The 25,759-nt window shown below is 60.8% G+C and carries 22 protein-coding genes; 13 read left to right on the top strand and 9 right to left on the bottom strand.

Features of this window, described 5'->3' with window-relative positions; genetic code table 11:
- Positions 1-98: 98 nt before the first annotated feature.
- From LOY38_RS06815 to LOY38_RS06805, 3 genes are all read right to left on the bottom strand, one after another.
- On the bottom strand, positions 99-1,202 hold the full coding sequence (locus LOY38_RS06815; protein WP_258699355.1) for an extracellular solute-binding protein: 1,104 nt from the start codon (positions 1,200-1,202) through the stop codon (positions 99-101).
- A 217-nt stretch (positions 1,203-1,419) separates the two neighbouring features.
- Positions 1,420-2,880 carry an aldehyde dehydrogenase family protein gene (locus LOY38_RS06810; RefSeq protein ID WP_258699354.1) on the bottom strand — a complete coding sequence of 487 codons (1,461 nt, stop codon included), beginning with the start codon at positions 2,878-2,880 and terminating at the stop codon, positions 1,420-1,422.
- On the bottom strand, positions 2,877-4,514 hold the full coding sequence (locus LOY38_RS06805; protein WP_258699353.1) for a 5-guanidino-2-oxopentanoate decarboxylase: 1,638 nt from the start codon (positions 4,512-4,514) through the stop codon (positions 2,877-2,879). Before LOY38_RS06805 ends, LOY38_RS06810 begins: the two co-directional genes overlap by 4 nt.
- Before the next feature lie 159 nt (positions 4,515-4,673).
- Between LOY38_RS06805 and LOY38_RS06800 the strand changes: the two genes are divergently transcribed.
- Positions 4,674-5,555, top strand: a complete 882-nt coding sequence (locus tag LOY38_RS06800) for a LysR substrate-binding domain-containing protein (RefSeq protein WP_258699352.1) — start codon at positions 4,674-4,676, stop codon at positions 5,553-5,555.
- 136 nt (positions 5,556-5,691) lie between these two features.
- On the opposite strand, the gene LOY38_RS06795 is transcribed toward LOY38_RS06800, so the two are convergent.
- Both LOY38_RS06795 and LOY38_RS06790 read right to left on the bottom strand, forming a co-directional pair.
- Positions 5,692-6,306, bottom strand: coding sequence for an NAD(P)-dependent oxidoreductase (locus LOY38_RS06795; protein WP_258699351.1), 615 nt, complete (start codon positions 6,304-6,306; stop codon positions 5,692-5,694).
- A gap of 157 nt (positions 6,307-6,463) precedes the next feature.
- Positions 6,464-7,345: an MBL fold metallo-hydrolase gene (locus LOY38_RS06790; RefSeq protein WP_258699350.1), complete on the bottom strand. Its 882-nt coding sequence runs from the start codon at positions 7,343-7,345 to the stop codon at positions 6,464-6,466.
- Positions 7,346-7,459: 114 nt separating this feature from the next.
- Here LOY38_RS06790 and LOY38_RS06785 point away from each other — a divergent pair, with 114 nt between their 5' ends.
- Together LOY38_RS06785 and LOY38_RS06780 are read left to right on the top strand one after the other, a co-directional pair.
- Positions 7,460-8,365, top strand: a complete 906-nt coding sequence (locus tag LOY38_RS06785) for a LysR family transcriptional regulator (protein WP_258699349.1) — start codon at positions 7,460-7,462, stop codon at positions 8,363-8,365.
- Between the two features lie 212 nt (positions 8,366-8,577).
- Entirely contained in the window at positions 8,578-8,754 is a 177-nt protein-coding gene (locus tag LOY38_RS06780; protein ID WP_007938859.1) for a hypothetical protein, read from the top strand.
- Between the two features lie 12 nt (positions 8,755-8,766).
- Here LOY38_RS06780 and LOY38_RS06775 read toward each other — a convergent pair whose 3' ends face one another.
- On the bottom strand, positions 8,767-9,663 hold the full coding sequence (locus LOY38_RS06775; RefSeq protein WP_258699348.1) for a helix-turn-helix domain-containing protein: 897 nt from the start codon (positions 9,661-9,663) through the stop codon (positions 8,767-8,769).
- Between the two features lie 179 nt (positions 9,664-9,842).
- Here LOY38_RS06775 and pobA point away from each other — a divergent pair, with 179 nt between their 5' ends.
- Positions 9,843-11,036, top strand: coding sequence for a 4-hydroxybenzoate 3-monooxygenase (gene pobA, locus LOY38_RS06770; protein WP_258699347.1), 1,194 nt, complete (start codon positions 9,843-9,845; stop codon positions 11,034-11,036).
- A 78-nt stretch (positions 11,037-11,114) separates the two neighbouring features.
- On the top strand, positions 11,115-12,632 hold the full coding sequence (locus LOY38_RS06765) for an MDR family MFS transporter (RefSeq protein WP_258699346.1): 1,518 nt from the start codon (positions 11,115-11,117) through the stop codon (positions 12,630-12,632).
- Positions 12,633-12,775: 143 nt separating this feature from the next.
- Here the strand turns inward: LOY38_RS06765 and LOY38_RS06760 are convergent, their stop codons facing one another.
- From LOY38_RS06760 to LOY38_RS06750, 3 genes are all read right to left on the bottom strand, one after another.
- Positions 12,776-13,645, bottom strand: coding sequence for an ATPase (locus tag LOY38_RS06760; protein ID WP_258699345.1), 870 nt, complete (start codon positions 13,643-13,645; stop codon positions 12,776-12,778).
- Positions 13,646-13,761: 116 nt separating this feature from the next.
- Positions 13,762-14,754 (bottom strand): NAD(P)-dependent oxidoreductase, encoded by a 993-nt coding sequence (locus tag LOY38_RS06755; RefSeq protein WP_258699344.1) that lies wholly within the window; start codon positions 14,752-14,754, stop codon positions 13,762-13,764.
- Positions 14,755-14,815: 61 nt separating this feature from the next.
- A complete protein-coding gene (locus LOY38_RS06750; RefSeq protein WP_258699343.1) occupies positions 14,816-15,709 on the bottom strand; it encodes a LysR family transcriptional regulator ArgP in 894 nt (297 codons plus the stop codon).
- Between the two features lie 96 nt (positions 15,710-15,805).
- On the opposite strand from LOY38_RS06750, the gene LOY38_RS06745 reads away from it, so the two are divergent.
- The 8 genes from LOY38_RS06745 (at position 15,806) to LOY38_RS06710 (ending at position 25,658) form a co-directional block, all read left to right on the top strand.
- Positions 15,806-16,207: an ACT domain-containing protein gene (locus tag LOY38_RS06745; RefSeq protein ID WP_258699342.1), complete on the top strand. Its 402-nt coding sequence runs from the start codon at positions 15,806-15,808 to the stop codon at positions 16,205-16,207.
- 5 nt (positions 16,208-16,212) lie between these two features.
- Positions 16,213-16,815: a LysE/ArgO family amino acid transporter gene (locus LOY38_RS06740; RefSeq protein ID WP_258699341.1), complete on the top strand. Its 603-nt coding sequence runs from the start codon at positions 16,213-16,215 to the stop codon at positions 16,813-16,815.
- A 175-nt stretch (positions 16,816-16,990) separates the two neighbouring features.
- Positions 16,991-17,587 (top strand): superoxide dismutase, encoded by a 597-nt coding sequence (locus LOY38_RS06735; protein WP_056852722.1) that lies wholly within the window; start codon positions 16,991-16,993, stop codon positions 17,585-17,587.
- A 536-nt stretch (positions 17,588-18,123) separates the two neighbouring features.
- Positions 18,124-20,175, top strand: coding sequence for a bifunctional diguanylate cyclase/phosphodiesterase (locus LOY38_RS06730; protein ID WP_258699340.1), 2,052 nt, complete (start codon positions 18,124-18,126; stop codon positions 20,173-20,175).
- Between the two features lie 236 nt (positions 20,176-20,411).
- A complete protein-coding gene (locus tag LOY38_RS06725; RefSeq protein ID WP_258699339.1) occupies positions 20,412-21,755 on the top strand; it encodes an imelysin family protein in 1,344 nt (447 codons plus the stop codon).
- 268 nt (positions 21,756-22,023) lie between these two features.
- Positions 22,024-23,451: a di-heme oxidoredictase family protein gene (locus LOY38_RS06720; RefSeq protein WP_258699338.1), complete on the top strand. Its 1,428-nt coding sequence runs from the start codon at positions 22,024-22,026 to the stop codon at positions 23,449-23,451.
- A gap of 27 nt (positions 23,452-23,478) precedes the next feature.
- Positions 23,479-24,543, top strand: coding sequence for an imelysin family protein (locus LOY38_RS06715; RefSeq protein ID WP_258699337.1), 1,065 nt, complete (start codon positions 23,479-23,481; stop codon positions 24,541-24,543).
- Between the two features lie 14 nt (positions 24,544-24,557).
- Positions 24,558-25,658 carry a DUF1513 domain-containing protein gene (locus LOY38_RS06710; RefSeq protein WP_258699336.1) on the top strand — a complete coding sequence of 367 codons (1,101 nt, stop codon included), beginning with the start codon at positions 24,558-24,560 and terminating at the stop codon, positions 25,656-25,658.
- Positions 25,659-25,759: the final 101 nt, after the last annotated feature.

The following is a 25,759-nucleotide window of genomic DNA, read 5'->3' as shown; positions in this document are numbered from 1 at the left end:
TGTCAGTCACATCAGTATCGACAGGGGGGCCGTCATCGCGGGCAAGCCCGCTCCCACAGTGTTTTGCAGTGTTCTAAAGACCCGTGTTCGCCACTCGATCAGGAAGAAAAGATTTCCGTGTAACGACGAATCCATTGGTCATGCACGGTGGCCAGGAAGGCGTTGTCGTGCATGATCGCCTTCTCGGCAATCTGCTCCGGCGTGAGGATGTACGGGCTCTTGCGCGCATCGGCGGAGATGATCGCCTTGGCGTTGACCGGACCGTTGTAGATGTCTTCGGCCATCTTGCCCTGCACCAGCGGGTCCAGAGAGTGGTTGATGAAGGCGTACGCCATGTCGGTGTCGCCCGGACGATTTTTCGGCATCACCGACAGCATCAAATCGGTGTAGAAACCTTCCTTCATGCCAAACGTGGCGCCCAGGCCGTAGGCCGGATCGCGAATCTGTTTCGGGAAGAACGCTGGCGCGTACAGGCCGCCCATGTCCAGGGAACCGGTGCGGAACAGTTCGGCGATCTGGTTCGGGTTTTCGCCCAACGTCACTACACGGTCCTTGAGCTCGGCGAGTTTCTTGAAACCCGGCTCGATGTTGTGTTCGTCACCACCGGCCAGTTTGGCGGCGATGATGATCAGGTCCATGGCCTCGGTCCAGTTTGGCGGTGGCAGGAAGATGTTCGGTGCCAGGTCCGCGTCCCACAGGGCGGCGTAGCTGGCCGGGGCTTCTTTCTGGGTGCGGGTGCTGTAGACCAGGCTGTTGCACCACAACAGGTAACCGATGCCATGACCGTTGGCGCCGGTGCGGTATTTCTCCGGCACGTCGACCAGGTTGGGAATGCGGTTGAGGTCGGGTTTTTCCAGCAGGTTGGCGGCGGCCAGACCTTCGGCGCCGACGCCTGCCAGGGTGATGATGTCGTACTGCGGGCGATCACCGCCGGCTTTCAGCTTGGCGACCATTTCCGAAGTGCTGCCGGTGCGGTCAGCGATGACCTTGCAGCCGTATTTGTCTTCGAAGGTGGCCGCGATATTGCGCAGCGCCGCAAGGCCCGTGTCATCGGACCAGGTCAGCAAGCGCAGGGTCTTGCCCGCAAAGCGTGTATCGCTGGCATTGGCCCGGATGAACGGCATGCTCATGGCCGCCGCTGCAACCGAAGCTACGCCCACGGTTTTGATGAATTGACGTCTGTTCAGATCATGCTCGCCCATGAAGGACTCCCTTTGTTTTTTTAAGTATGAGGTTGGTCGCAACCGTTGCATCCGCGCGGCCAGATCTGCATCAGGCCCCGTATTTACGGGGGGTTAGCTGAGCTGGCGGGTTCATCCTGAGGTCGTGCAAAACACCTGACTATCGATAAAAACTCATTGAAGCCATGACGCTGGCGCATGCCTCATCAAGAGGCATGCGCTCACCTTTTTCGTGCTGTCAGATGGCCCGAATCACGTGTTTGATTTCCTGGAAAGCCTGCAAGCCCCACGGCCCCAATTCGCGGCCGATGCTGCTCTGTTTGTAGCCACCCCAGGCGGTCTGCGGGAAGATCACTTGCGGCGCGTTGATCCACACAAGCCCCGCCTGCAAAGCATTGGCGACCCGATCCGCCGCTTCGCTGTCGCGGGTGACCACGCTGGCCACCAGACCGAACTGACTGTCGTTGGCCAGGGCGATCGCCTCGGCTTCAGAGGTGAAACTGCGCACGCAGATCACCGGGCCGAAAATCTCTTCGCACCACAACGCACTGCCTGAGGGCACGTCGATGAAAATGGTCGGCTGCAAAAAATAGCCGCGCGGCAGATCTGCCGGGCGATTACCGCCGCAGATCAGTTTCGCGCCAGCGCTCAAACCGAGATCGATGTGCCCCAGCACTCGCTGGTATTGCGCCTGATTGACCAGTGCGCCCATTTCCACATTCGGATCGAACGGGTCGGCCACGCGAATGGTTTCGGCACGTGCCTTCAATCGCGCTACAAATTTATCCGCCAGCTCATCGGCGACCAGCACGCGGCTGGTGGCGGAACACATCTGCCCGGCGTTGAAGAAACCGCCGCCACAGGCCACTTCCACGGCCAGTTCTACGTCTGCGTCTTTGAGCACCAGCAGCGAGGATTTACCGCCCAGTTCCAGGCTCACGCCTTTCACGGTTTCCGCCGCCCGCTGCATCACCTGCACGCCCACTGCGTTGCTGCCGGTGAAGGAAATCTTGGCGATGCGCGGGTCAGCCGACAGCGGTGCGCCAACAGCAAGACCAGTGCCGCAGACTAGGTTGAACACACCGTTTGGCAGACCGGCCTCGGCAATGATCGTTGCCAGTTCCAGCTCCGGCAGCGGCGTCACTTCAGACGGTTTGAGCACCACGCAGCAACCGGCGGCCAGGGCCGGGGCGAGTTTCCAGGCGGTGGTGACCATCGGGAAGTTCCACGGCACGATCAGCCCCACCACACCGCAAGGCTCGCGGCGCAAACGGGCGCTGAAATCATCGCTCGGCAACGCCACGGCGCTGTCTTGTTTCGCGTCCAGGCCTTCGGCCAGATCGGCGTAATACTCGAACGTGGCGATTACATCGTCGACATCAATGGCCGCTTCAAACAGCGGTTTGCCGTTGTTGCTCGACTGCAACTTCATCAACTGTTCGCGACCGGCCTGCACGCCAGCGGCGATTCTGCGCAGGATCGCGCCGCGCTCGGCGCCGGTGGTTTTCGACCACTCCTTGAAAGCATTGGCCGCCGCGGTGACGGCCTGATCGACAGCGTGTGCATCGCCGCCGTTAACAGTGGTCAACAGGGCTTCGGTTGCCGGGTTGATTACGCGCAGATGTTCGTTGCCGGCCGACCATTGGCCATCGATGTACAGGCCGTCAAGCGTGGTCGGGAACGTCGCAGAAGAACTCATTTCGACACCGCCTTCATCCACTGGGTCTGATCGATTTCAATCAGGGTCGGGCCCTGGCGATCGGTGGCGAGACGCAGCGCGCTGCGCAGTTCTTCGACACCGCTGACCGCCTCGGCCGCGCAGCCCAGCGCCTTGGCCACACCGATGAAATCGGGGGTGTAGATGTCCACGCCCACCGGCTCGATGGCACGGTTGACCATGTATTTCTTGATCTCTTCGTAGCCCTGGTTATTCCACAGCAATACGATCACCGGGGTGCGTGCTTCCACCGCGCTGGCCAGTTCCGGCAAGGTGAATTGCAGACCGCCGTCGCCGATCAGGCACACCACCGGAGGGCGCGCACCGCCTTCGACGCTACCACCGAGCCAGGCGCCAATCGCCGCCGGCAAGGCGTAACCGAGGGTGCCGTAACCGGTGGACGAGTTGAACCAGCGACGCGGGCGTTCCGGGTTGAAGGTCAGGTTGCCGGTGTACACCGGTTGGGTCGAATCGCCAACGAACACCGCGTTCGGCAATTCGTACAGCACGGTTTCCAGGAAGCGGGTCTGAGCCAGCGTCGGGGCGTCCCAGGTCGCGGCCAGTTCATCGCGCAAACGCGCGGCACGCACTTGCCCCCAATCGTTGCGACGCTCGGCCAGCGACTTGTGGGATAGCGCACTCAGCAAGGCCTGAGCGGCGTGGCGCGAGTCAGCCACCAACGCGACCTTCGGCGGGTAATTGCGCACGGTCTGGTCGGGGTCGATGTCCACGCGCAGCAGCACGCCAGGGATTTCGAAACCACCCGCGAAGGTGACGTCGTAATCGGTTTCGGCCAGTTCGGTGCCGATGGCCAGTACCACGTCGGCCTCGGCCACCAGTGCACGGGTTGCCACCAGACTTTGGGTCGAACCGATCAGCAATGGATGGCTGGATTCGAGCATGCCCTTGGCATTGATGGTCAGAGCCACTGGCGCATCCAGCAGTTCGGCCAGCTCAGTCAGCTCGGCCGCCGCATCGATGGCGCCGCCACCGGCGAGAATCAACGGGCATTTTGCACCGGCAAGCAGTTCGGTCATGCGGCTGATCGCGCTTGGCGAGGCACCGGCTCGATCGATGTTCACCGGCACGCTGGCGAGCAACTCATCGGCTTCTTCCACCAGCACGTCCAACGGGATTTCGATGTGCACCGGACGCGGACGTCCAGCCTGGAACAGGGCGAAGGCGCGGGCCAACACGCCCGGCAATTCAGCCGCCGACATCAAGGTGTGGGAGAACGCTGCCACGCCGCCGACCAGTGCACTCTGGTTCGGCAGCTCATGCAGCTTGCCGCGCCCGCCGCCCAATTGGCTGCGCGATTGCACGCTGGAGATCACCAGCATCGGGATCGAGTCAGCGTAAGCCTGGCCCATGGCGGTGGTGATGTTGGTCATGCCGGGGCCGGTGATGATGAAGCACACACCCGGTTTGCCGCTGGTGCGCGCATAACCGTCGGCCATGAAGCCGGCGCCCTGTTCGTGGCGTGGAGTGACGTGGTTGATGCTCGAACGGGCCAGCCCGCGATACAGCTCCACGGTATGCACCCCGGGAATGCCGAACACCTGCTCGACCCCGTAATCTTCGAGTAACTTGACCAATACTTCGCCGCACGTCGCCATGTGTTTGCCCTTTTTGTTCGTTTGAGACGCCGGGCCTGCGCTGTGTTTATGATGGGTTGGCAGGTCCAGGGATGGCCTCATTGGAACGGGCGACACGTCGCCGCAACAATGGATAAAAAGTCATACTAGCCATGTCCTCACGTCATACCTTGGATCCCAATGAAACGATTGCCTCCCCTGCCGGCGCTGCACACTTTTCTGATCACCGCGCAGTGCTGCAACTTCACCCGGGCCGCCGAACAACTGCACATCACCCAAGGTGCGGTGAGCCGGCAGATCGCCGGGCTGGAAGATCATCTGGGGTATGAGCTGTTCATTCGTCAGGCGCGGGGCTTGAGCTTGACCGCCGAAGGACGGGAATGGCTGCCACGGGTGCAGCAGATTTTCGGCCTGATCGACGAGGCGGTTGAACAGATCGGCGAGAAGCGCGAAACCCTGCAACTCAAGGCACCGACCTGCGTGATGCGCTGGCTGTTGCCGCGCCTGTTGCAGTGGCAAAAGGAACGCCCGGATGTGCCGGTGGAGTTGACCACCACGGTGAAACACGGCGTGGACTTTCATCGCGAGCAATTCGATGCGGCGGTGATGTATGGCGCGCCGCCGGACAATTCACTGGTTTCTCATCATTTGTTCGATGAGCAACTGACCCCCGTGTGTTCCCGGCCGATGCTTGAAGGGCCGTTAGCCTTGCAGACCCCGGCCGATCTGCAACAGCACCTGTTGCTGCATCCAACCCGGGATGAGCGGGACTGGAAAGCCTGGCTGAAAGCGGCGGATATTCATCTGAGCAATGTCGGCAAGGGCCAGCATTTCGAAACCCTGGACCTGGCGATGTCGATGGCGTCCCAGGGGACGGGCGTGGCGATTGGTGATTGGTCGTTGATTGGCGATGACTTGAGTGCCGGGCGGCTGGTCATGCCCTTTGATTTGAAGGTGAAAACCGGGTTGGCGTATTACCTGGTGTTCCCCGAGAAACCGGAACCTTCGCCGAAGTTGCGCGAGTTGATGGGGTGGTTGGTGGAGCAAGCGCAAAGTCGCTAAGAGATGCTCATAGATCGTTCCCACGCGCAGCAAAGGAATGCAGCCCGGGACGCTCCGCGTCCCATCAAGAGCCGAACGCGGAGCGTCCGTTGAGGCATTCCCACGCAGAGCGTGGGAACGATCAGAAGCAGCGCCATCAATACCCGACAGTAAACCGCTGACGGGAATGCTTCGGCGTTTCCACTTCATCGAGCAGCGCAATCGCGAAGTCAGCAAAGGTAATCCAGCTGCGGCCTTCGGCACTCACCAGCAAGTCATCCTTGCCGACCCGAAACGTACCCGTGTGCTCACCTTCGACGAATTCCGCCGATGGCGACAGGAAGGTCCAGTCCAGCTCCTTTTCCTGACGCAAGGTATTCAGGAACGCGGCGCCGGCGCTGGCCTCGGCCTTGTACTCCTCCGGGAAGCCTTCGCTGTCGATTACACGAGAGCCATTCGGCAGCAACAGCGAACCGGCACCTCCCACTACCAGCAGACGTTTGACCCCGGCCTTCTTCACCGGCTCGATGACCGCGCTGGCGGGGATGGTGGAGAAGTGCGCAGCGCTGATCACCGCATCATGCCCGGCCACGGCGGCTTGCAATGCAGCAGCGTCGAGCACGTCCACATTCTTGCTGACCACACCGGCACGCTGGCCGATTTTCGAGGTGTCGCGGGCGATGGCGGTGACGCTGTGACCGCGACGCAGGGCTTCTTCCAACAGTTGGCTACCGGCACGACCGGTGGCACCGATGATTGCAATGTTGCTCATGACGTTTCTCCAGTTGGCGTGGGTGAAGATGATCGTTCCCACGCGCAGCAAAGGAATGCCTCAACGGACGCTCCGCGTTCGGCTCTTGATGGGACGCGGAGCGTCCCTGGCTGCATTCCCACGCAGAGCGTGGGAATGATCAGTTGAGTGCGGCGGATTACCACTTCATCTCGCCCTTGGCGACTTTGGCGCTCAGCTCCAGCGAGCTTTCTTCACCCAGGGTCGGGTAGCGTTTTTTCATCGCGCCGATCAGCTCGGCAGCGTCTTTCGCCTTGGCGGTTTCTTCGTCGAAAGCCTTGATGTAATCGGCAGTGAACTGCACCGCCGCCAGAGAGCGAGCGCTCTCACCCAGGTAGTGACCCGGCACGATGGTGTTCGGCTTCAAGGCTTCAATCGTGTGCAGCGTCGTCAGCCAATCGGCATGGGACTGCGGGGTCTGGGTGTCAGCCATCCACACGTGAATGTTTTCGGCGACGACCACACCACCGACCACTGCCTTGATCGACGGGATCCACACAAAGCTGCGATCCGGCTGCTTGCCATCCAGGCCGACCACCTGCAACTTCTGCCCTTCCAGCATCAGGCTGTCGCCCTTGAGCACCTGCGGCACGATGGTTTTGTTCGGCACGTCGGCCCCCATTTTCGGGCCCCAGAACGCCAGTTTGCCGTCGACGGTTTTCTTGATGTGATCGACGGTCGGTTGCGAGGCCAGCACTTTGGCTTTCGGGAACGCTTGGGTCACGGTGTCGAGGCCGAAGTAGTAATCCGGGTCACCGTGGCTGATGTAGATGGTGGTCAGTTGCTTGCCGCTGGCGCGGATTTTTTCCACCACCTGTTCGGCCTGGGCTTTGCCGAATTGCGCATCCACCAGAATCGCTTCTTTCTCACCGCTGACCAGTACCGAGGTCACCGGGAAGATCGCATTGGTGCCAGGGTTGTAGACGTCCAGCGTCAGGGTGGACGCTGCCGCGGCGTGGGCCGCGAAGCCGAGGGTGGCGGTTGCCAGAAGAATGCGTTTGATTGATGTGAAGCCGATCATCTGTTGCTCCGTTGTCCGAATGCCGTGTTTGGCGATGGGACAGAGCTTAGTTGCCTGGTTCGATACAAAAAATGCGATGCTTGAACATAGTTTGTTTCTGAAAGCGGGCAAATCATGGATCGTCTACAAGCAATGCGGGTGTTCGTTACGGTGGTGGACCTGGGCAGTCAATCGGCCGCCGCCGATCACCTGGACCTGTCGCGACCGGTGGTTTCACGGTATCTGGCGGAGCTGGAGGATTGGGTCGGCGCGCGCCTGATGCACCGCACCACGCGCAAATTGAGCCTGACCGCCGCCGGGACGGAAATTTTGCCTCGCTGTCGGCAGATGCTCGATTTGTCCACCGACATGCAGGCCGCCGTCAGCGAACCGGACGACGCACCGCGAGGCCTGCTGCGGATCAGCGTCAGCACCTCGTTCGGCCAGGCGCAACTGGCCGATGCCATGGCGGCTTACGTCAAACGTTACCCCGGCGTCAGCATCGATATGCAAATGCTCGACCGCACGGTGAACCTGGTGGATGAACGCATCGACCTGGCCATCCGCACCAGCAACGACCTGGACCCGAACCTGATCGCCCGGCGGCTGACGGTCTGCCGCTCAGTGATCTGCGCCTCCCCCGCTTACCTGCGCGAGCATCCGACACCGAACCGCGTCGAGGACCTGAGCCGGCATAACTGCCTGACCCACTCCTACTTCGGCAAGAGCCTCTGGCATTTCGAACAGGACGGCGAGCCCGTCTCGGTGCCGGTGCAAGGCAACATCAGCGCCAACGAAGCCAGCACGCTATTGCGCGCGACGATGGCCGGGGCCGGCGTGGCGATGCTGCCCAGTTATCAAGCGGGTGTGCATATCCACAGCGGCGAACTGATCCGCCTGCTGCCCCAGGCCGAGCCCCGGCAGATGAACATCTATGCGGTGTATGCCTCACGCAAGCACATGCCGGCGGCGCTGCGCAGCATGCTGGATTTTCTGGTGCTCAGATTTCCCGAAGAACCGGCGTGGGATGTCGGCCTGTAAACACCTCCCCTGCGGGAGCGGGCTTGCCTGCGATGGCGTCGTCACATTCAACAAAGATGCTGACTGACAGTCCGCTATCGCGGGCAAGCCCGCTCCCGCAGGGGTCATCATCGTTCTGAATATCGCGTTAAACGCGAGGGCCCTGGCAACTCATCCGCGCTGACCTATGCTCAAAGTAGTACCGAAAGGTATTCGTTCAGAGGTCAAACGCCATGAACATCAAAACAAGAAGATACCTCGCCATTTTCATCACTTGCGCGGCGACACTGGCGCTGTATGGCACGGCCGCCTGGCGCGTCGAACAGTTGCGAAAAGTGCCCCGTGACTTCGCGAGTTGCAACTTCGAGCGCTGCATTCCCCACAATGCGAGCCTCAACGCCCTCCGGTAACGAAAAGGGGGATCAGCCCTCGTTGTCCTGATCGGCCTTCAAGCGGTCGCGAAAGGCCTTGGGCGAAATCCCCACCCGACGCCTGAACAGGCGTGTGAAGTTGGTCGGATCGGAAAACCCCAACACATCGGACATTTCATAGATGGTCATGCTGGTGTAGGTCAGCAAGCGCTTGGCCTCCAGCAACTGACGCTCGTGCATGATCTGCAACGCCGGCTGCCCCGCCAGCTCACGGCACGTGCCGTTCAGGTGGGACACGGAAATCCCCAGCCGATGGGCCAGGTCCTCGACCTTGACGTGCTGGCGATAGGTTTCTTCCACCAGCTGAATAAAACCGTTGAGGTATTCCCGGGCACGCTGCGGACGCTGATTGGCAGCGTGGCGCTGAATCACCTGACGGCTGACCCACACCATGATCACGCTGACCAGCGAATGCATGAGCATTTCCCGCGCCGGTTGATGGCCGGTGTATTCGCTTTGCAGCGCTGAAAACAGGCTGTTGAGGTACCCGCTGTCCTGTCCCGCCGGATAGCTTTCGGCCTGTGCCAGGGCATTCACCGAATTGCCCAGTTGTGCCTGAAGATGGGCGACCAGCGGCGCGGCCAGCGTGACGACGAACCCTTCGACGTCCTCGGAAAACCGATAACCATGCACCGATAACGGCGGCAGAATCAGAATGGCCGGCTCGGTCAATTGTGAGCGTTTGCCTTCGATTTCAAGCTCTGCCTGACCTTTGAAAACGAAGAGCAACTGACACAAATCAGCGTGGCGGTGGGGTTTGATTTCCCATTGATGTTCGCGGCTGCGTTTTGAAATGGTTTCACAGTGCAACAAATCCGGAGTCGGCCAGTCCAGGCTTTCACCGTAGAGTTTGAACACCGGAATCGATGGCAGGTCAGGCTTGTTCATCACTTCAATCCAGGCCTCGAGGGTAACGGGGCGATAATCGCACCGATTGGCAGAATGTACAGGTATCGGCTCAGTTTTCACCTTCAATTGACAGACTCGCAAGTGAAAAATGCAAGTAATCGATCCATAAAAATCATTCACCGGCCTTGGTCGCGTGGAGCTTGCGAGTCATAAAAACAATGAAAACGCTAAAAACCCAAGTCGCCATCATCGGCGCCGGCCCCTCTGGTTTGCTACTCGGCCAATTGCTGCATAACGCCGGCATCGACACCCTGATCCTCGAACGCCAGACCCCGGACTATGTGCTGGGTCGCATCCGCGCCGGGGTGCTGGAACAAGGCATGGTAGAGCTGTTGCGTCAGGCCGGGGTGGGTCAGCGCATGGACACCGAAGGGCTGGTTCACGCAGGCTTCGAACTGGCCCTCGACGCACGCCTCGTGCACATCGATCTGCAGGCGTTGACCGGCGGTAAAACCGTGATGATCTATGGCCAGACAGAGGTCACCCGCGACCTGATGGCCGCCCGTCGGGACGCTGGCGCGCAGACGATCTACGAAGCGAAAAACGTCGTCCCCCATGACATGAAAACCGCTGAACCCTATGTCACCTTCGATAAGGACGGCGAAACCTGGCGACTCGATTGTGACTACATCGCCGGTTGCGACGGTTTCCATGGCGTAGCGCGGCAGTCGATTCCTGCCGACTGCCTGAAGGTATTCGAGCGGGTGTATCCGTTCGGCTGGCTGGGGATTCTCGCCGACACGCCACCGGTTCACCAAGAGTTGGTCTACGCACGGCATGAACGTGGGTTTGCACTGTGCAGCATGCGTTCGACGACACGTACCCGTTATTACCTCCAGGTACCGGCTCAGGATCAAGTCGAGGATTGGTCTGACCAACGCTTCTGGGATGAGCTCAAATCCCGTCTGCCGGCCGCCCTCGCCGCCTCTCTGGTGACTGGCCCCTCGATTGAAAAAAGCATCGCGCCGCTGCGCAGTTTCGTGGTCGAGCCGATGCAGTACGGGCGGATGTTCCTGGTCGGCGACGCCGCGCACATCGTCCCGCCCACCGGCGCCAAGGGCTTGAACCTGGCGGCCAGCGACGTCAGTACGTTGTTCAATATTCTGCTGAAGGTTTACCGCGAAGGGCGTGTGGATTTGCTGGAGAAATATTCCGAGGTCTGCCTGCGGCGAGTGTGGAAGGCCGAGCGGTTTTCCTGGTGGATGACCTCGATGCTGCACCGCTTCGACGACCACGATGCGTTCAGCCAACGCATCAGCGAATCGGAGCTGGCCTATTTCGTTGACTCCGAGGCGGGCCGAAAAACCATCGCAGAAAATTACGTCGGCCTTCCTTACGAGGCTATCGAATAGCCTGCTACCGACTTACACTGGCGAGCATTCCCGCTCGCCTTGCCTCTTGCGGGTCCATCACTGCCCGCAGGTTTACCCGTGACCAATCTCAACCAGCCTGACACGCCCAAACCGGCCATTCGCAGCGTGCTGATCGCCCTGATGCTGGCGATCTTTCTGGGTGCGCTGGACCAGACCATCGTCGCTGTGTCGATGCCGGCGATTTCCGCGCAGTTCAAGGACGTCAACCTGCTGGCCTGGGTCATTTCCGGCTACATGGTGGCGATGACCGTGGCGGTGCCGATTTACGGCAAGCTCGGCGATCTGTATGGCCGCCGCAGGTTGATGCTGTTTGGCATGGGCTTGTTCACCCTGGCGTCATTGTTCTGCGGCATGGCGCAAAGCATGGAGCAACTGGTGCTGGCGCGGATCTTTCAAGGCATCGGCGCCGGCGGGATGATTTCGGTGAGCCAGGCGATCATCGGCGACATCGTCCCACCGCGCGAACGCGGTCGCTATCAGGGTTACTTCAGCAGCATGTACGCGGTGGCCAGCGTGGCTGGCCCGGTACTCGGTGGCTACATGACCGAATACCTGTCCTGGCGCTGGGTGTTTCTGATCAATCTTCCGTTGGGCCTGGGTGCCTGGCTGGTGGCCTACCGCACACTGGTGGGGCTGCCGGTGCCGCAGCGCAAGCCGATCATCGACTACCTCGGCACGTTGCTGATGATCATTGGCCTGACGGCGTTGCTGCTGGGCATCACTCAGGTTGGCCAGGGCCATTCGTGGCGCAGCGCCGAAGTGGCGGGTTTGCTCGGTTGTGCGGTAGTCGTGCTGGCCGTGTTCGTCTGGCATGAACGGCGGGCGCGGGAACCGTTGCTGCCGATGCACTTGTTCGCCAACCGCAATGCGATCCTCTGCTGGTGCACGATTTTCTTCACCAGTTTCCAGGCGATTTCCCTGATCGTGCTGATGCCGTTGCGCTTCCAGAGCGTCACCGGCGCCGGCGCCGACAGCGCTGCGTTGCACCTGTTGCCGCTGGCCATGGGCTTGCCGATCGGCGCGTATTTCGCCGGGCGCCGGACCTCGGTGACCGGTCGTTACAAACCGATGATCCTGACCGGCGCCCTGCTGATGCCATTCGCGATTCTCGGCATGGCGTTCAGTGCGCCTCAGGCGTTTGTGCTGAGCAGCTTGTTCATGTTGCTCTGCGGGATCGCTGGCGGCATGCAGTTCCCGACCTCGTTGGTGGGCACGCAAAACTCGGTGGAACAACGGGACATTGGCGTCGCCACCAGCACCACCAATCTGTTCCGTGCTCTGGGCGGCGCGGTGGGAGTGGCGTTGATGTCAGCACTGTTGCTGGCGTTGCTGCAGGATTCGAGTTTCGCGCACCTGGCCGGTTCGTCGCTGATTGCCGAGGGCCGTTCGGGGAATGTCTTGCTCGATGGTTTGAACGCCGCGCCGGGGGATGCGCAGAACGCCTTGCGCGCTGAGTTGCTGCTGACTTTTCGGCATTTGCTGATGGTCAGTGCAGCGGTGTCGCTGCTGGGGTTGGCGGCGGCGATTGCCATGCCGAACAGGGTGTTGCGGGGGCGGGAGGACACGGTCCGCTAACCCCTCCGACCGATCGTTCCCACGCTCTGCGTGGGAACGCCTCAAGGGACGCTCCGCGTTCCAATGGGACGCAGAGCGTCCCGGGCTGCATTCACACGCAGAGCGTGGGAACGATCAACCACAGGCCTCATCACTGCATCGGGCTATTGAGGCCGGGGGCGCAGCTGTTGCTGCAGATTCTGAATCTGCGCCTGCAGGGTGTTGATGTTGCGGGTAACCAGGCCGCGGAAGGCGTCGAACTCGGCGGTGTTGGTGCCGCCTTGCGCAGCGGCCGGGCGATTGTCCTGTTGGCTTTTGAGCACGATCATGTCTTGCTCCAGGCGTTCGATGGCGGCACTCGGGTTGCCTTGTCTCTTCAACGCGGTGATGTCGGCGCCAAGGCTTTTGAGTTGGGCATCGACTTTGCTGGTATCGGCCGGTGCGCTCTTCAACGCGGCCAGCTCGCCGCTCAAGGCTTTGACCTGAGCCTGCAACTGAGCATTGGCCGCTTGTTGTTCGGTGGTTTGCGCAGTCATTTGCGCCAGGCGCTTGTCCAGATCGGAGGTCTGGCCGAGCACGCCTTGTTGCTGTTTGCTCTGGTCCTGAAGTTTGCTTTCCAGCTGTTTGCTCTGGTCCTGGAGTTTGCCTTCCAGTTGTTTGATTTGCAGCTTCAACGCTTCACTGTCGGTGTTGACGTTGGATTGGCTGGCCACGACCTTGCCGGAAATGTCCTGCAAGCGCCCCGCCGCTTCCTCACTGATGCGCGCGAAACTTTCCTGGGTCGCCACCAGTTGCTGCTCCATCAGCGAGATCTGCTGAAAACTCCACCAGGCAAGCCCGGCGAAGGCAAAGAACAACGCACCGACCAACGCCCACAACGGGCCGGTGCTCGGGCCCTTGACCTTGACTACCGGTGTGGTGCGCGAACGCACGGAAGTGCGAGCGGTGGTCGGAAAATCATCGTCGTCGAGGCTGTCGGCACGCAGGCTCGGGACATCGTCGAAGTCGTCGTTGGCATCGTTACGCATGGACATTGAGTCAACCTTTGTAAAACGCGGTGATGGCTTGATGCGGCGAAGTATAACCCCCGCTGCCGCACCGGTTGACCCTGAACCCCGAACTCGGTTCAGTAACGGGCCGCCCTTGTGTGTCAGCGAATGTCCTGAGCCTTCCACCAGCCGCAAAATTCATCGAGGGCGGTCCAGAGGCTGACTTTCGGATCGTAGTCCAGATAATGTCGTGCGCGGCTGATGTCCAGGGTGAAATTTTTGTTCATCACCTGCATCCCCAGCCGCGACAGGGTCGGCTCGGGACGACCTGGCCACAGCTTGCACACACCCTCGTTGAGCGCGGCAAGGCTGTAGGCCAAGCCGTAGGAACGGTAACGGGTCACCTGTGGGACATCCATTTGGCGCATCACGTAATTGACCACATCCCACAACGGCACCGGCGCTCCATTGCTGATGTTGTAGGCCTTGCCCAGGGCCGAACCGCTGGCCAGCAAACTGCTGAGCAACGCTGCATTGAGGTTTTGCACGCTGGTGAAGTCGACCTTGTTCAGGCCATTGCCGATAATCGCCAACCGCCCTTTGCGCTGCATCTTCAGCAGCCTGGGGAAAATGCTCATGTCCCCGGCCCCCGTCACGAAACGTGGCCTTAGGGCCAGAGTCTCGAGACCGAACTCCTGCGCACCGAAGACTTTTTGCTCGGCCAGGTATTTGGTCGCGGCGTAGGGATGTTTGAAACGCTTGGGCACCTGCTCTTCGGTCAAACCCAAATGATCGCGGCCATCGAAGTAGATCGACGGCGACGACAAGTGCACCAGGCGCCGCACTCGCTGTTTCAGGCAGGCCTCGACCACGTTCTCGGTAACCTGGACATTGCCTTGATGAAAGTCCTGATACCGCCCCCACAAACCGACAGCGCCGGCGCAATGGACCACGGCTTCGACGTCTGAACACAGGTCGCGCGCCAGTTGCGGGTCGCTCAAGTCGCCCTGAATGAACTCAGCGCCACGGCGCACCAAATGCTCGACGCTCTCGGCCCGGCGACCGTTGACCCGCACGTCCAGGCCCTGCTCCAGGGCGAAACGCGCAAAGCGTCCGCCAATGAAGCCGCTTGCGCCGGTGACCAGAATCTTCATGAATTGCTCCGAATATTTCGCTTTGCGTTTTGCGTATGGCGTGAGGTCTTGACGCTGCCCGTCAATCCAACGGCACCAGCCATTGCTTCGACGAGCGCACCAATTGATCGGTGAGTAACCCCAACAACTGACCGCCATTGCGCCAATAATGCCAGTACAGCGGCACGTCGATCGGCTTATCTGGCAAAAGCTCGCGCAGGATTCCGCGCTCCAGTTGCTCGCGCACCTGCAATTCAGGCACCAGGCCCCAGCCAAGCCCCGCTTCCGTGAGACGAAGAAACCCTTCGGACGAAGGGCATAAATGGTGTTCGAAACCACCATCCACGCCTAAAGACGCGAGGTAACGATGCTGTAGGAAATCGTCTGGGCCAAACACCAGAGCCGGGGTTTTGGCCAACTGGTCGGCGCGCACACCGTCGGGAAAATGCCGGGCAATGAACGCCGGACTGGCCAGCGCACGGTAACGCATCGCCCCCAACAGAACGCTGCGCGCACCGGCCACCGGTCGTTCACTGGCACAGAGACATCCCGCTACTTCGCCTGCGCGCATGCGTTTGAGGCCGACGGTCTGGTCTTCCACCACCAGGTCGAGCAACAGATGCTCCTGTGCGCAAAAGTCCCCCACAGCCGCAGCCCACCAGGTGGCCAGGCTGTCAGCGTTCAGCGCGATGCGCAGGCGCTCCGGCAGGCCTTCTTCGTCCAGCGCCGGCACCAGGGTTTGCAGATCCCGCTCCAGCAACCGCACCTGCTGCACATGGTTGAGCAATCGCCGGCCAATCTCCGTCGGGGCCGGTGGCGTTACGCGCACCAGCACCGGTTGGCCGACCCGTGCCTCCAGCAGTTTGATGCGCTGGGAGATCGCCGATTGGGACAAACCCAACACTTGCGCGGCGCGTTCGAATCCGGCCTGTTCGATCACAGCGGCGAGCGCGGACAGTAATTTGTAGTCGAACATCAGTTTTCCTAATGAGCGATCAGCACTATTTGTTTTTCTTATACAGCTTCCCACCGGAGAATGGCCAGCAAGAACTCTTGAACAAGGATCACCGACATGGCTGGCGAAACGTCATTGGCCACCCTGCTGCGCAGCATGAGCCCGCAACTCAACGACGGCGAATACGTGTTCTGCACCTTGCCCGACGGCCAATTGCCCGCAGGCCTTGAGATCGTCGGCAGCTTTCGCGAACAGGAAGGGCTGACGGTAATTCTGCAACGTTCTCACGCCGAAAAAGCCGGTTTCAGTTTCGACTACGTCGCCGCCTGGATCACCTTGAACGTGCACTCGGCCCTCGAAGCCGTCGGCCTGACCGCCGCGTTCGCCACGGCACTGGGCAAGGCCGGCATCAGTTGCAACGTGATTGCCGGCTATTACCACGATCATTTGTTCGTCGGCCAGGCCGATGCCGAACGCGCCCTGCAGGTACTGCGGGATCTGGCGAGCAACGCGGAGTAAAACGTATGTGGCAAAGCTATGTGAACGGCCTGTTGGTGGCTGCGGGGCTGATCATGGCGATCGGCACCCAGAATGCGTTTGTGCTGGCTCAGAGCCTTCGGCGCGAACATCACCTGCCGGTGGCGGCGCTCTGCGTAACCTGCGATGCGTTGCTGGTGGCCGCCGGGGTATTCGGCCTGGCGACGGTGCTGGCGCAAAACCCGACTTTACTGGCCATCGCTCGTTGGGGTGGCGCGGCGTTTCTGCTGTGGTATGGCAGCCTGGCCCTGCGTCGGGCGTGCTCGAAGCAAAGCCTGCAACAAGGCGAAAACCAGACTGTACGTTCACTGCGGGCGGTGCTGCTCAGCGCTTTGGCGGTGACCCTGCTCAACCCGCACGTTTATCTGGACACCGTGTTGCTGATCGGCTCCCTCGGCGCACAACAAACCGAACCCGGTGCTTATGTCGTGGGCGCGGCCAGTGCGTCATTGTTGTGGTTTTTCACTTTAGCCCTTGGCGCGGCATGGCTCGCACCATGGCTGGCACGGCCAAGCACCTGGCGAATCCTCGATCTGTTGGTCGCCGTCATGATGTTCGCTGTGGCCTTTCAATTAATCGCGGCTGGCTGATTATTCCAAAAGGCTCTGGAACCTCTATTCCACACAGTTGTTGCGTGGTTATGCCGCACCCCCGGTGCTATGATCCGATCCCTGCGCCGCAAAGAGTACAAACTCCCCGGCGCATGTCTGGCCGCCCGTGATCGGCCTTGCGCTCACCGCAACTGACCTGATTAGGAGAATCATCATGGCTTTCGAATTGCCGCCGCTGCCTTATGCACACGATGCCCTGCAGCCGCACATTTCCAAGGAAACTCTGGAATACCACCACGACAAGCACCACAACACCTATGTCGTGAACCTGAACAATCTGGTGCCAGGCACCGAGTTCGAAGGCAAGACCCTGGAAGAAATCGTCAAGACTTCCTCGGGCGGTATCTTCAACAACGCCGCTCAGGTCTGGAACCACACGTTCTACTGGAACTGCCTGGCGCCAAATGCCGGCGGTCAACCAACCGGCGCGCTGGCTGATGCCATCAACGCAGCCTTCGGTTCGTTCGACAAGTTCAAGGAAGAGTTCAGCAAAACGTCCATCGGCACCTTCGGTTCCGGTTGGGGCTGGCTGGTGAAAAAGGCTGACGGTTCCCTGGCCCTGGCCAGCACCATCGGCGCCGGCAACCCGCTGACCAGCGGCGACACCCCGCTGCTGACCTGCGACGTCTGGGAACACGCTTACTACATCGACTACCGCAACCTTCGTCCTAAGTACGTCGAAGCGTTCTGGAACCTGGTCAACTGGAAATTCGTGGCTGAGCAGTTCGAAGGCAAAACCTTCACCGCTTAAGCTTCGCGCCAGTCAAGAAACCCGGCTTTGTCCGGGTTTTTTATGGGCTTGGGAAAAGGGTACATCCCTATAGCCGCCTTCGCGGGCAAGCCTCGCTCCTACAGTAGATGTGTGTCGTGCGCGGAATCTGTGAGCGACGATAGTCCCTGTGAGAGCGGGCTTGCTCGCGAAGAGGGCGGCACATCCGGCATCAATGTGTCTGACAGACCGCTTTCGCGAGCAAGCCCGCACACAGTTGGATTGGGTGCTTCTATGAAAAATCAGGGCGCTTTCCCACAATGTGAGCGGCATTCGCCCTCTTGTCCCCACAGCACAGCGGTTTAACATCAACCCCAAGGAAAAATTGTTTCAATCGCCTCAAGTTGAAGGCCCCGACAACCGACACAGTACCAATAGGGCAAATACTCCAAACAGCAGCATATCGGCCAAGCCACCGGCAAAATCCCCTGGGTTGGATTGTCCCTTTGACTGCCATCACGGGATTGCCAATACTCATGGCAACTTGACGCTACCCGCACGGAACAAGGAATATCCCTTTGAAGCTGGAACTCAAGAACAGCTTGTCGGTGAAGTTGCTCCGGGTCGTGCTCTTGTCGGCATTGATCGTCGGCGTGGTCTTGAGCTGCGCGCAGATCGTTTTCGATGCCTATAAAACACGCCAGGCTGTGGCCAACGATGCCCAGCGCATCCTCGACATGTTCCGCGACCCCTCCACCCAGGCCGTCTACAGCCTGGACCGGGAAATGGGCATGCAGGTAATCGAAGGCCTGTTCCAGGACGACGCCGTGCGCATGGCCTCCATCGGCCACCCCCACGAAGCCATGCTCGCGCAAAAATCTCGCGAGTTGCAGCACTCCCACAGTCGCTGGCTGACCGATCTGATCCTCGGCAAGGAGCGCACCTTCACCACTCAATTGGTGGGTCGCGGCCCCTACAGCGAGTACTACGGCGACCTGAGCATTACGCTCGACACCGCCACCTACGGTAAGGGATTCATCGTCAGCTCGGTGATCATCTTCATCTCTGGTGTATTGCGCGCCATGGCCATGGCCCTGGTGCTGTATCTGGTCTACCACTGGCTGCTGACCAAACCGTTGTCGCGGATCATCGAACACCTGACCGAAGTCAACCCGGACCGGCCCAGCGAACACAAGATTCCGCAGCTCAAGGGTCATGAGAAAAACGAACTGGGGATCTGGATCAACACCGCCAACCAGTTGCTCGAGTCCATCGAACGCAACACTCACCTGCGCCACGTAGCGGAAAACAGCCTGCTGCGCATGGCCCAGTACGACTTCCTCACCGGTCTGCCGAACCGCCAGCAATTACAGCAACAGCTGGACAAAATCCTCGTCGACGCCGGCAAATTGCAGCGACGGGTCGCAGTGCTGTGTGTCGGGCTCGATGATTTCAAAGGCATCAACGAACAGTTCAGTTATCAGGCCGGCGACCAGTTGCTGCTGGCCCTGGCCGATCGCCTGCGGGCTCACAGCGGTCGCCTTGGCGCCCTCGCCCGTTTGGGGGGTGACCAGTTCGCACTGGTCCAGGCCGACATCGAACAACCCTATGAAGCCGCCGAACTGGCCCAAAGCATTCTCGATGATCTGGAAGCGGCGTTCGCCCTCGATCATCAGAAAATCCGCCTGCGCGCCACCATCGGCATCACCCTGTTCCCCGAGGACGGTGACAGCACCGAGAAGCTGCTGCAAAAAGCCGAGCAGACCATGACCCTGGCCAAGACTCGCTCGCGCAACCGCTATCAGTTTTATATCGCCAGCGTCGATACGGAAATGCGGCGCCGCCGCGAGCTGGAAAAAGACCTGCGCGATGCCTTGATCCGCGACCAGTTCTACCTCGTCTACCAGCCGCAGATCAGCTACCGCGATCATCGCGTGGTGGGTGTCGAGGCATTGATTCGCTGGCAGCATCCGGAGCATGGGCTAGTGCCGCCGGACCTGTTCATTCCGCTCGCCGAGCAGAACGGCACCATCATCGCCATTGGCGAATGGGTGCTGGATCAGGCCTGCAAACAATTGCGCGAATGGCACGATCAGGGCTTCGTCGACCTGCGCATGGCGGTGAACCTGTCCACCGTGCAACTGCACCACGCCGAGTTGCCGCGGGTGGTCAATAATCTGCTGCAGATATACCGTCTGCCACCGCGCAGCCTGGAGCTGGAAGTCACCGAAACCGGCCTGATGGAAGACATCAGCACCGCCGCCCAGCACTTGCTGAGCCTGCGTCGCTCCGGTGCGCTGATCGCCATCGACGACTTCGGCACCGGTTATTCGTCATTGAGCTACCTGAAAAGCCTGCCGCTGGACAAGATCAAGATCGACAAGAGCTTCGTGCAGGACCTGCTCGATGACGACGACGATGCGACCATCGTTCGGGCCATCATCCAGCTGGGCAAGAGCCTGGGCATGCAGGTGATTGCCGAAGGCGTGGAAACCGCCGAGCAAGAGGCCTACATCATCTCCGAAGGCTGCCACGAAGGTCAGGGCTATCACTACAGCAAACCGCTGCCGGCGCGGGAATTGAGCGCCTACCTCAAGCAGGCCCAGCGCAGTAACGCGGCCATTTTGTAAGTTCTTCTTCATAGCGAAAAGATCGCAGCCTTCGGCTGCTCCTACGTGGACCGCGTCTCCCTGGAGCTGTCGAGTGAGACGAGGCTGCGATCTTTTAATGCGTCCCGCCTCTTTGCGTGAATAAGAAATATTTACAGGTACAACCCTTTACACATAATGCGAAAGATTTGCATTATGTCGCAGTTTTGCGCGCCACCCGTGCGCGCCCACTCCATCACCGAAGCAGGATGTTCGCCATGATTCGTATGCCTCTGGCCACCGCCAGTCTGCTGGCCATCGCTATTTCCCTCGCCGGTTGCGGCGAAGGCAAAGACAAGGCTGCCGCTCCACAAGCGCCGACCCCGGCTGCCAGCACAGCTGCCCCGGCTGCACCTGCTGCCACCGGTAAAGTCGACGAAGCCGCCGCCAAGGCTGTGGTTGCGCACTATGCCGACATGGTCTTCGCCGTTTACAGCGATGCCGAATCCACCGCGAAAACCCTGCAAACCGCCGTCGACGCATTCCTCGCCAAGCCGAACGCCGACACCCTCAAAGTCGCCAAGGCTGCCTGGGTCGCGGCCCGCGTGCCTTACCTGCAGAGCGAAGTGTTCCGCTTCGGCAACACCATCATCGACGATTGGGAAGGTCAGGTGAACGCCTGGCCATTGGACGAAGGCCTGATCGACTACGTCGACAAATCCTACGAACACGCACTGGGTAACCCGGGCGCCACCGCCAACATCATCGCCAACACCCAGGTTCAGGTCGGCGAAGACAAGGTCGACGTCAAAGACATCACCCCGGAAAAACTCGCCAGCCTGAACGAGCTGGGCGGTTCCGAGGCCAACGTCGCCACCGGCTACCATGCCATCGAATTCCTGCTCTGGGGCCAGGACCTGAACGGCACCGGCCCTGGCGCCGGCAACCGTCCAGCCTCTGACTACCTGGAAGGCAAAGGCGCTACCGGCGGTCACAACGATCGTCGTCGCGCTTACCTGAAATCCGTGACCCAACTGCTGGTCAACGATCTGGAAGAAATGGTCGGTAACTGGAAGCCGAACGTGGCCGACAACTACCGCGCTACGCTGGAAGCGGAACCGGCTGAAACCGGTCTGCGCAAAATGCTGTTCGGCATGGGCAGCCTGTCCTTGGGCGAACTGGCGGGCGAGCGCATGAAGGTTTCCCTGGAAGCCAACTCCCCGGAAGACGAACAGGATTGCTTCAGCGACAACACCCACAACTCGCACTTCTACGATGCCAAAGGCGTGCGTAACGTGTACCTGGGCGAATACACCCGCGTCGATGGCACCAAGCTGACCGGCGCCAGCCTGTCGTCCCTGGTCGCCAAAGCCGACCCGGCAGCCGACACCACGCTGAAAGCCGACCTGGCCGCCACCGAAGCCAAGATCCAGGTCATGGTCGATCACGCCAACAAGGGTGAGCACTACGACCAACTGATCGCGGCAGGCAACACTGCTGGCAACCAGATCGTTCGCGACGCCATCGCCTCGCTGGTCAAGCAAACCGGTTCGATCGAAGCGGCCGCCGGCAAACTGGGCATCAGCGACCTGAACCCGGACAACGCTGATCACGAGTTCTGATCAACGCTGGCTGAGTGAAAAAGGCGACCCGCGGGTCGCCTTTTTCATGCCCTCGCGCCGATCGTTCCCACGCTCTGCGTGGGAATGCAGCCCGGGACGCTCCGCGTCCCATCCAGAGCCGAACGCGGAGCGTCCGTTGAGGCATTCCCACGCAGAGCGTGGGAATGATCAGTTGCCTCAGATCAACCAAACGATAATTCCTCTTATTCAAACTCCCCTGCCCTGTTAGACTTTGCGCCCTTGTTTTGCTCGTCTTGCAGGATGTCCGATGCCCTCGCTGCCTCTTCGTTTGTCTGCACTGTTGCTGGCCCTGGGCCTGAGTGCCTGCGATGACGCCCCGCGTTTTACCCGGGCCGAACCCGGCGAAGCCCGGTCCGGTGGCAGCACGACGGTGCGCAAAACCGATCAGAACGCATTCTCCCTGCCCTCCGCCAACCTGCCGCCGTCACGACGCGTCGATTTCAGCGTCGGCAACAGTTTCTTTCGCAGCCCCTGGGTGATCGCGCCGTCGACCACCACCGCCCGCGATGGCCTTGGCCCACTGTTCAATACCAACGCCTGCCAGAACTGTCACATCAAGGACGGCCGCGGTCATCCACCGACGCCCGATGCGCCGAATGCGGTGTCGATGCTGGTGCGCCTGTCGATCCCCAATGCACCGGCCTATGCCAAGGTCATCGAACAACAGGGCGTGGTGCCGGAGCCGGTCTACGGCGGCCAGTTCCAGGACATGTCGGTGCCCGGCGTCGCTCCGGAAGGCAAGGTGCGCGTCGATTACACGCCGATCCCGGTGCGTTTCAAGGACGGCAGCGAAATCGAGTTGCGTGAACCGACCTTGCAGATGACCCAACTCGGCTACGGCCCGATGCACCCCGACACGCGTTTCTCGGCACGCATCGCACCACCGATGATTGGCCTGGGCTTGCTTGAAGCGATCCCTGACGAGGCCATCCTGGCCAACGCAGAGGCCCAGGCCCGGGAGAAAAACGGCATCGCCGGACGACCGAACCGGGTCTGGGACGACGCGCAGCAGAAGACGGTTCTCGGACGATTTGGCTGGAAAGCCGGGCAACCGAACCTCAATCAACAAAATGTTCACGCGTTCTCTGGTGACATGGGCCTCACGACCAGCCTGAGACCCTTTGATGACTGCACCGACGCGCAAACCGCTTGCAAGCAGGCGCCCAACGGCAATGGCCCGGATGGCGAGCCGGAAGTCAGCGATAACATCCTGCGTCTGGTGCTGTTCTACAGCCGTAACCTCGCGGTGCCGGCCCGTCGCAATGTCGGCGCGCCGCAAGTGCTGGCCGGCAAGAATCTGTTTTTCCAGGCGGGATGCCAGTCTTGTCACACGCCTCAATACACCACCGCCGCCAACGCCGCGGAACCTGAATTGGCCAATCAAGTGATTCGCCCTTACAGCGATCTGCTGCTGCACGACATGGGCGACGGCCTGGCCGACAACCACAGCGAATTCCAGGCCAGCGGCCGCGACTGGCGCACGCCGCCGTTGTGGGGCATTGGCCTGACGCAGACGGTCAGCGGCCACACCCAGTTTTTGCATGACGGCCGCGCCCGCAACCTGCTCGAAGCCGTGCTCTGGCATGGCGGCGAGGCAAAGGCGGCGCAGCAACAGGTTTTGTCTTTCAATGCCGAGCAGCGCGCGGCGTTGCTGGCGTTTTTGAATTCCCTTTAATACGTATTCCTTCAGCGGGAGCCCGACATGTTCCGTCCCAAATTGTTGTTCACCAGCCTTGCCGCCCTCGCCCTGGGCGCCTGTTCGCCCCAGGATCCGCAAGCGGTCACGTCGGCGGCCATCGCCAAGCAAGTGATCCTGCCGACCTACAGCCGCTGGGTCGAAGCCGACCGGCAACTGGCAGTCAGCGCCCTGGCCTTCTGCCAAGGCAAGGAAACCCTGGACACCGCCCGCGCCGACTTCCTGCACGCGCAGAAAGCCTGGGCCGAGTTGCAACCGCTGCTGATCGGGCCATTGGCCGAGGGCAACCGTTCGTGGCAGGTGCAGTTCTGGCCGGACAAGAAGAACCTGGTAGGCCGTCAGGTCGAACAACTGGTCACCGCGCAACCGCAAATCGATGCTGCCGCCCTGGCCAAGTCCAGCGTCGTGGTGCAAGGCCTCTCGGCCTATGAATACATCCTGTTCGACAGCAAGATCGACATGGCCGACAGCACACAGAAAGCCAAATACTGCCCGCTGCTGACCGCCATTGGCGAACGTCAGAAGCAATTGGCCGAAGAGATCCTGTCGCGCTGGAACACCAACGACGGCATGCTCGCGCAGATGAGCAAATTCCCCAACCAGCGCTACGCCGATTCCCATGAAGCGATCGCCGATCTGCTGCGCGTGCAAGTGACGGCGCTGGACACCCTGAAGAAAAAACTCGGCACGCCGATGGGCCGTCAGAGCAAGGGCACGCCACAGCCGTTCCAGGCCGATGCCTGGCGCAGCCAATCTTCGCTGAAAAGCATGGAAGCGAGCCTGACTGCTGCGCAAACCGTCTGGGTCGGTGTCGACAACAAAGGCTTGCGCGGTCTGTTGCCGAGCGAGCAGAAACCCTTGGCCGACAAGATCGACGGGGCCTACGCAGCGTCCCTGAAACTGCTCGCCAGCAACCAGCGCTCACTGACCGACATGCTCACTGACGATGCCGGGCGCCAGCAGCTCAACGCTATCTACGACAGCCTCAACGTTGTCCATCGCCTGCACGAAGGCGAACTGGCCAAGGCGCTGGGCATTCAACTGGGCTTCAACGCCAACGACGGTGACTGATGAGGGCAAGTGCCATGCTGCGACGCCAGGCTCTGACGTTGGGGGGGTTGCTGCTGGGTGCGGTGACACTGGGCGGCTGGACGCTGTTCAAGCAAAAGGACAAAAGCCCGCTGCTACTCTCGGCGCGGGACGATGGCGACGGCAAGCACTACGCCGTCGGTTATCGGCTGGACGGCACCCGGGTGTTTGCCACCCAGGTCGGCCAGCGTTGCCACGACATCATCAACCACCCGACCCTGCCGATGGCGCTGTTCGTCGCCCGGCGTCCGGGCACCGAGAGTTACCTGATCGACCTGCGCGACGGCACGCTGCTGCAAACCGTGGTCTCGCAGCCGAACCGGCACTTCTACGGTCATGCGGTGATTCACAAGAGCGGCGAATGGCTGTACGCCACCGAGAACGACACCTCCGATCCGGGCCGTGGCCTGCTCGGTGTGTATCAGTTCGAGGGTGAACGACTGGTACACAGCGGCGAGCTTTCCACCCATGGCGTCGGCCCGCATCAAGTGTCGTGGATGCCCGATGGCGAGACGCTGGTGGTAGCCAACGGCGGCATTCGCACCGAGGCCGAAAGCCGGGTCGAAATGAACCTCAACGCCATGGAGCCGAGCCTGGTGCTGATGCAACGCGACGGCACGCTGCTGAGCAAGGAAACATTGGCCCAGCAGATGAACAGCGTGCGGCACTTAGGGATAGCCAGCGACGGCACCATCGTCGCCGGTCAGCAGTTCATGGGCGCTGCTCACGAGTCTTCGGAGCTGCTGGCGATCAAGCGGCCCGGCCAACCATTCGTGGCCTTCCCGGTGCCCGAGCATCAGTTGCAGGCCATGGGGCATTACACCGCCAGCGTTGCCGTGCACAGCGAACTGCGTCTGGTCGCCCTGACCGCGCCGCGGGGCAACCGCTTTTTTATCTGGGACCTGGACAGTGGTGAAGTACGCCTGGACGCGCCACTTCCCGATTGCGCCGGCGTAGGGGCCGTGGCCGATGGTTTTGTCGTAACCTCGGGCCAGGGCCGTTGCCGGTACTACGATTGCCGCCAGGCAACCCTTGTTGCAAAACCTCTGGAGTTACCTGCGGGGCTCTGGGACAACCATCTTCATCTGATGGTTTAAGAGATCGCAGCCTGCGGGGGAATGCGTACCTGGAGCTGCCGCAGGCTGCGATCTTTTTCGTAAGATCACGCAAAAAACATCCATTGGAATCCCCCTCGCAG

It is taken from the genome of Pseudomonas sp. B21-015, from assembly GCF_024749285.1.
Classification (GTDB): Bacteria; Pseudomonadota; Gammaproteobacteria; order Pseudomonadales; family Pseudomonadaceae; genus Aquipseudomonas.
The sequence above is the reverse complement of the archived record's forward strand: the minus strand, read 5'-3'. Positions and strand labels throughout refer to the sequence as shown.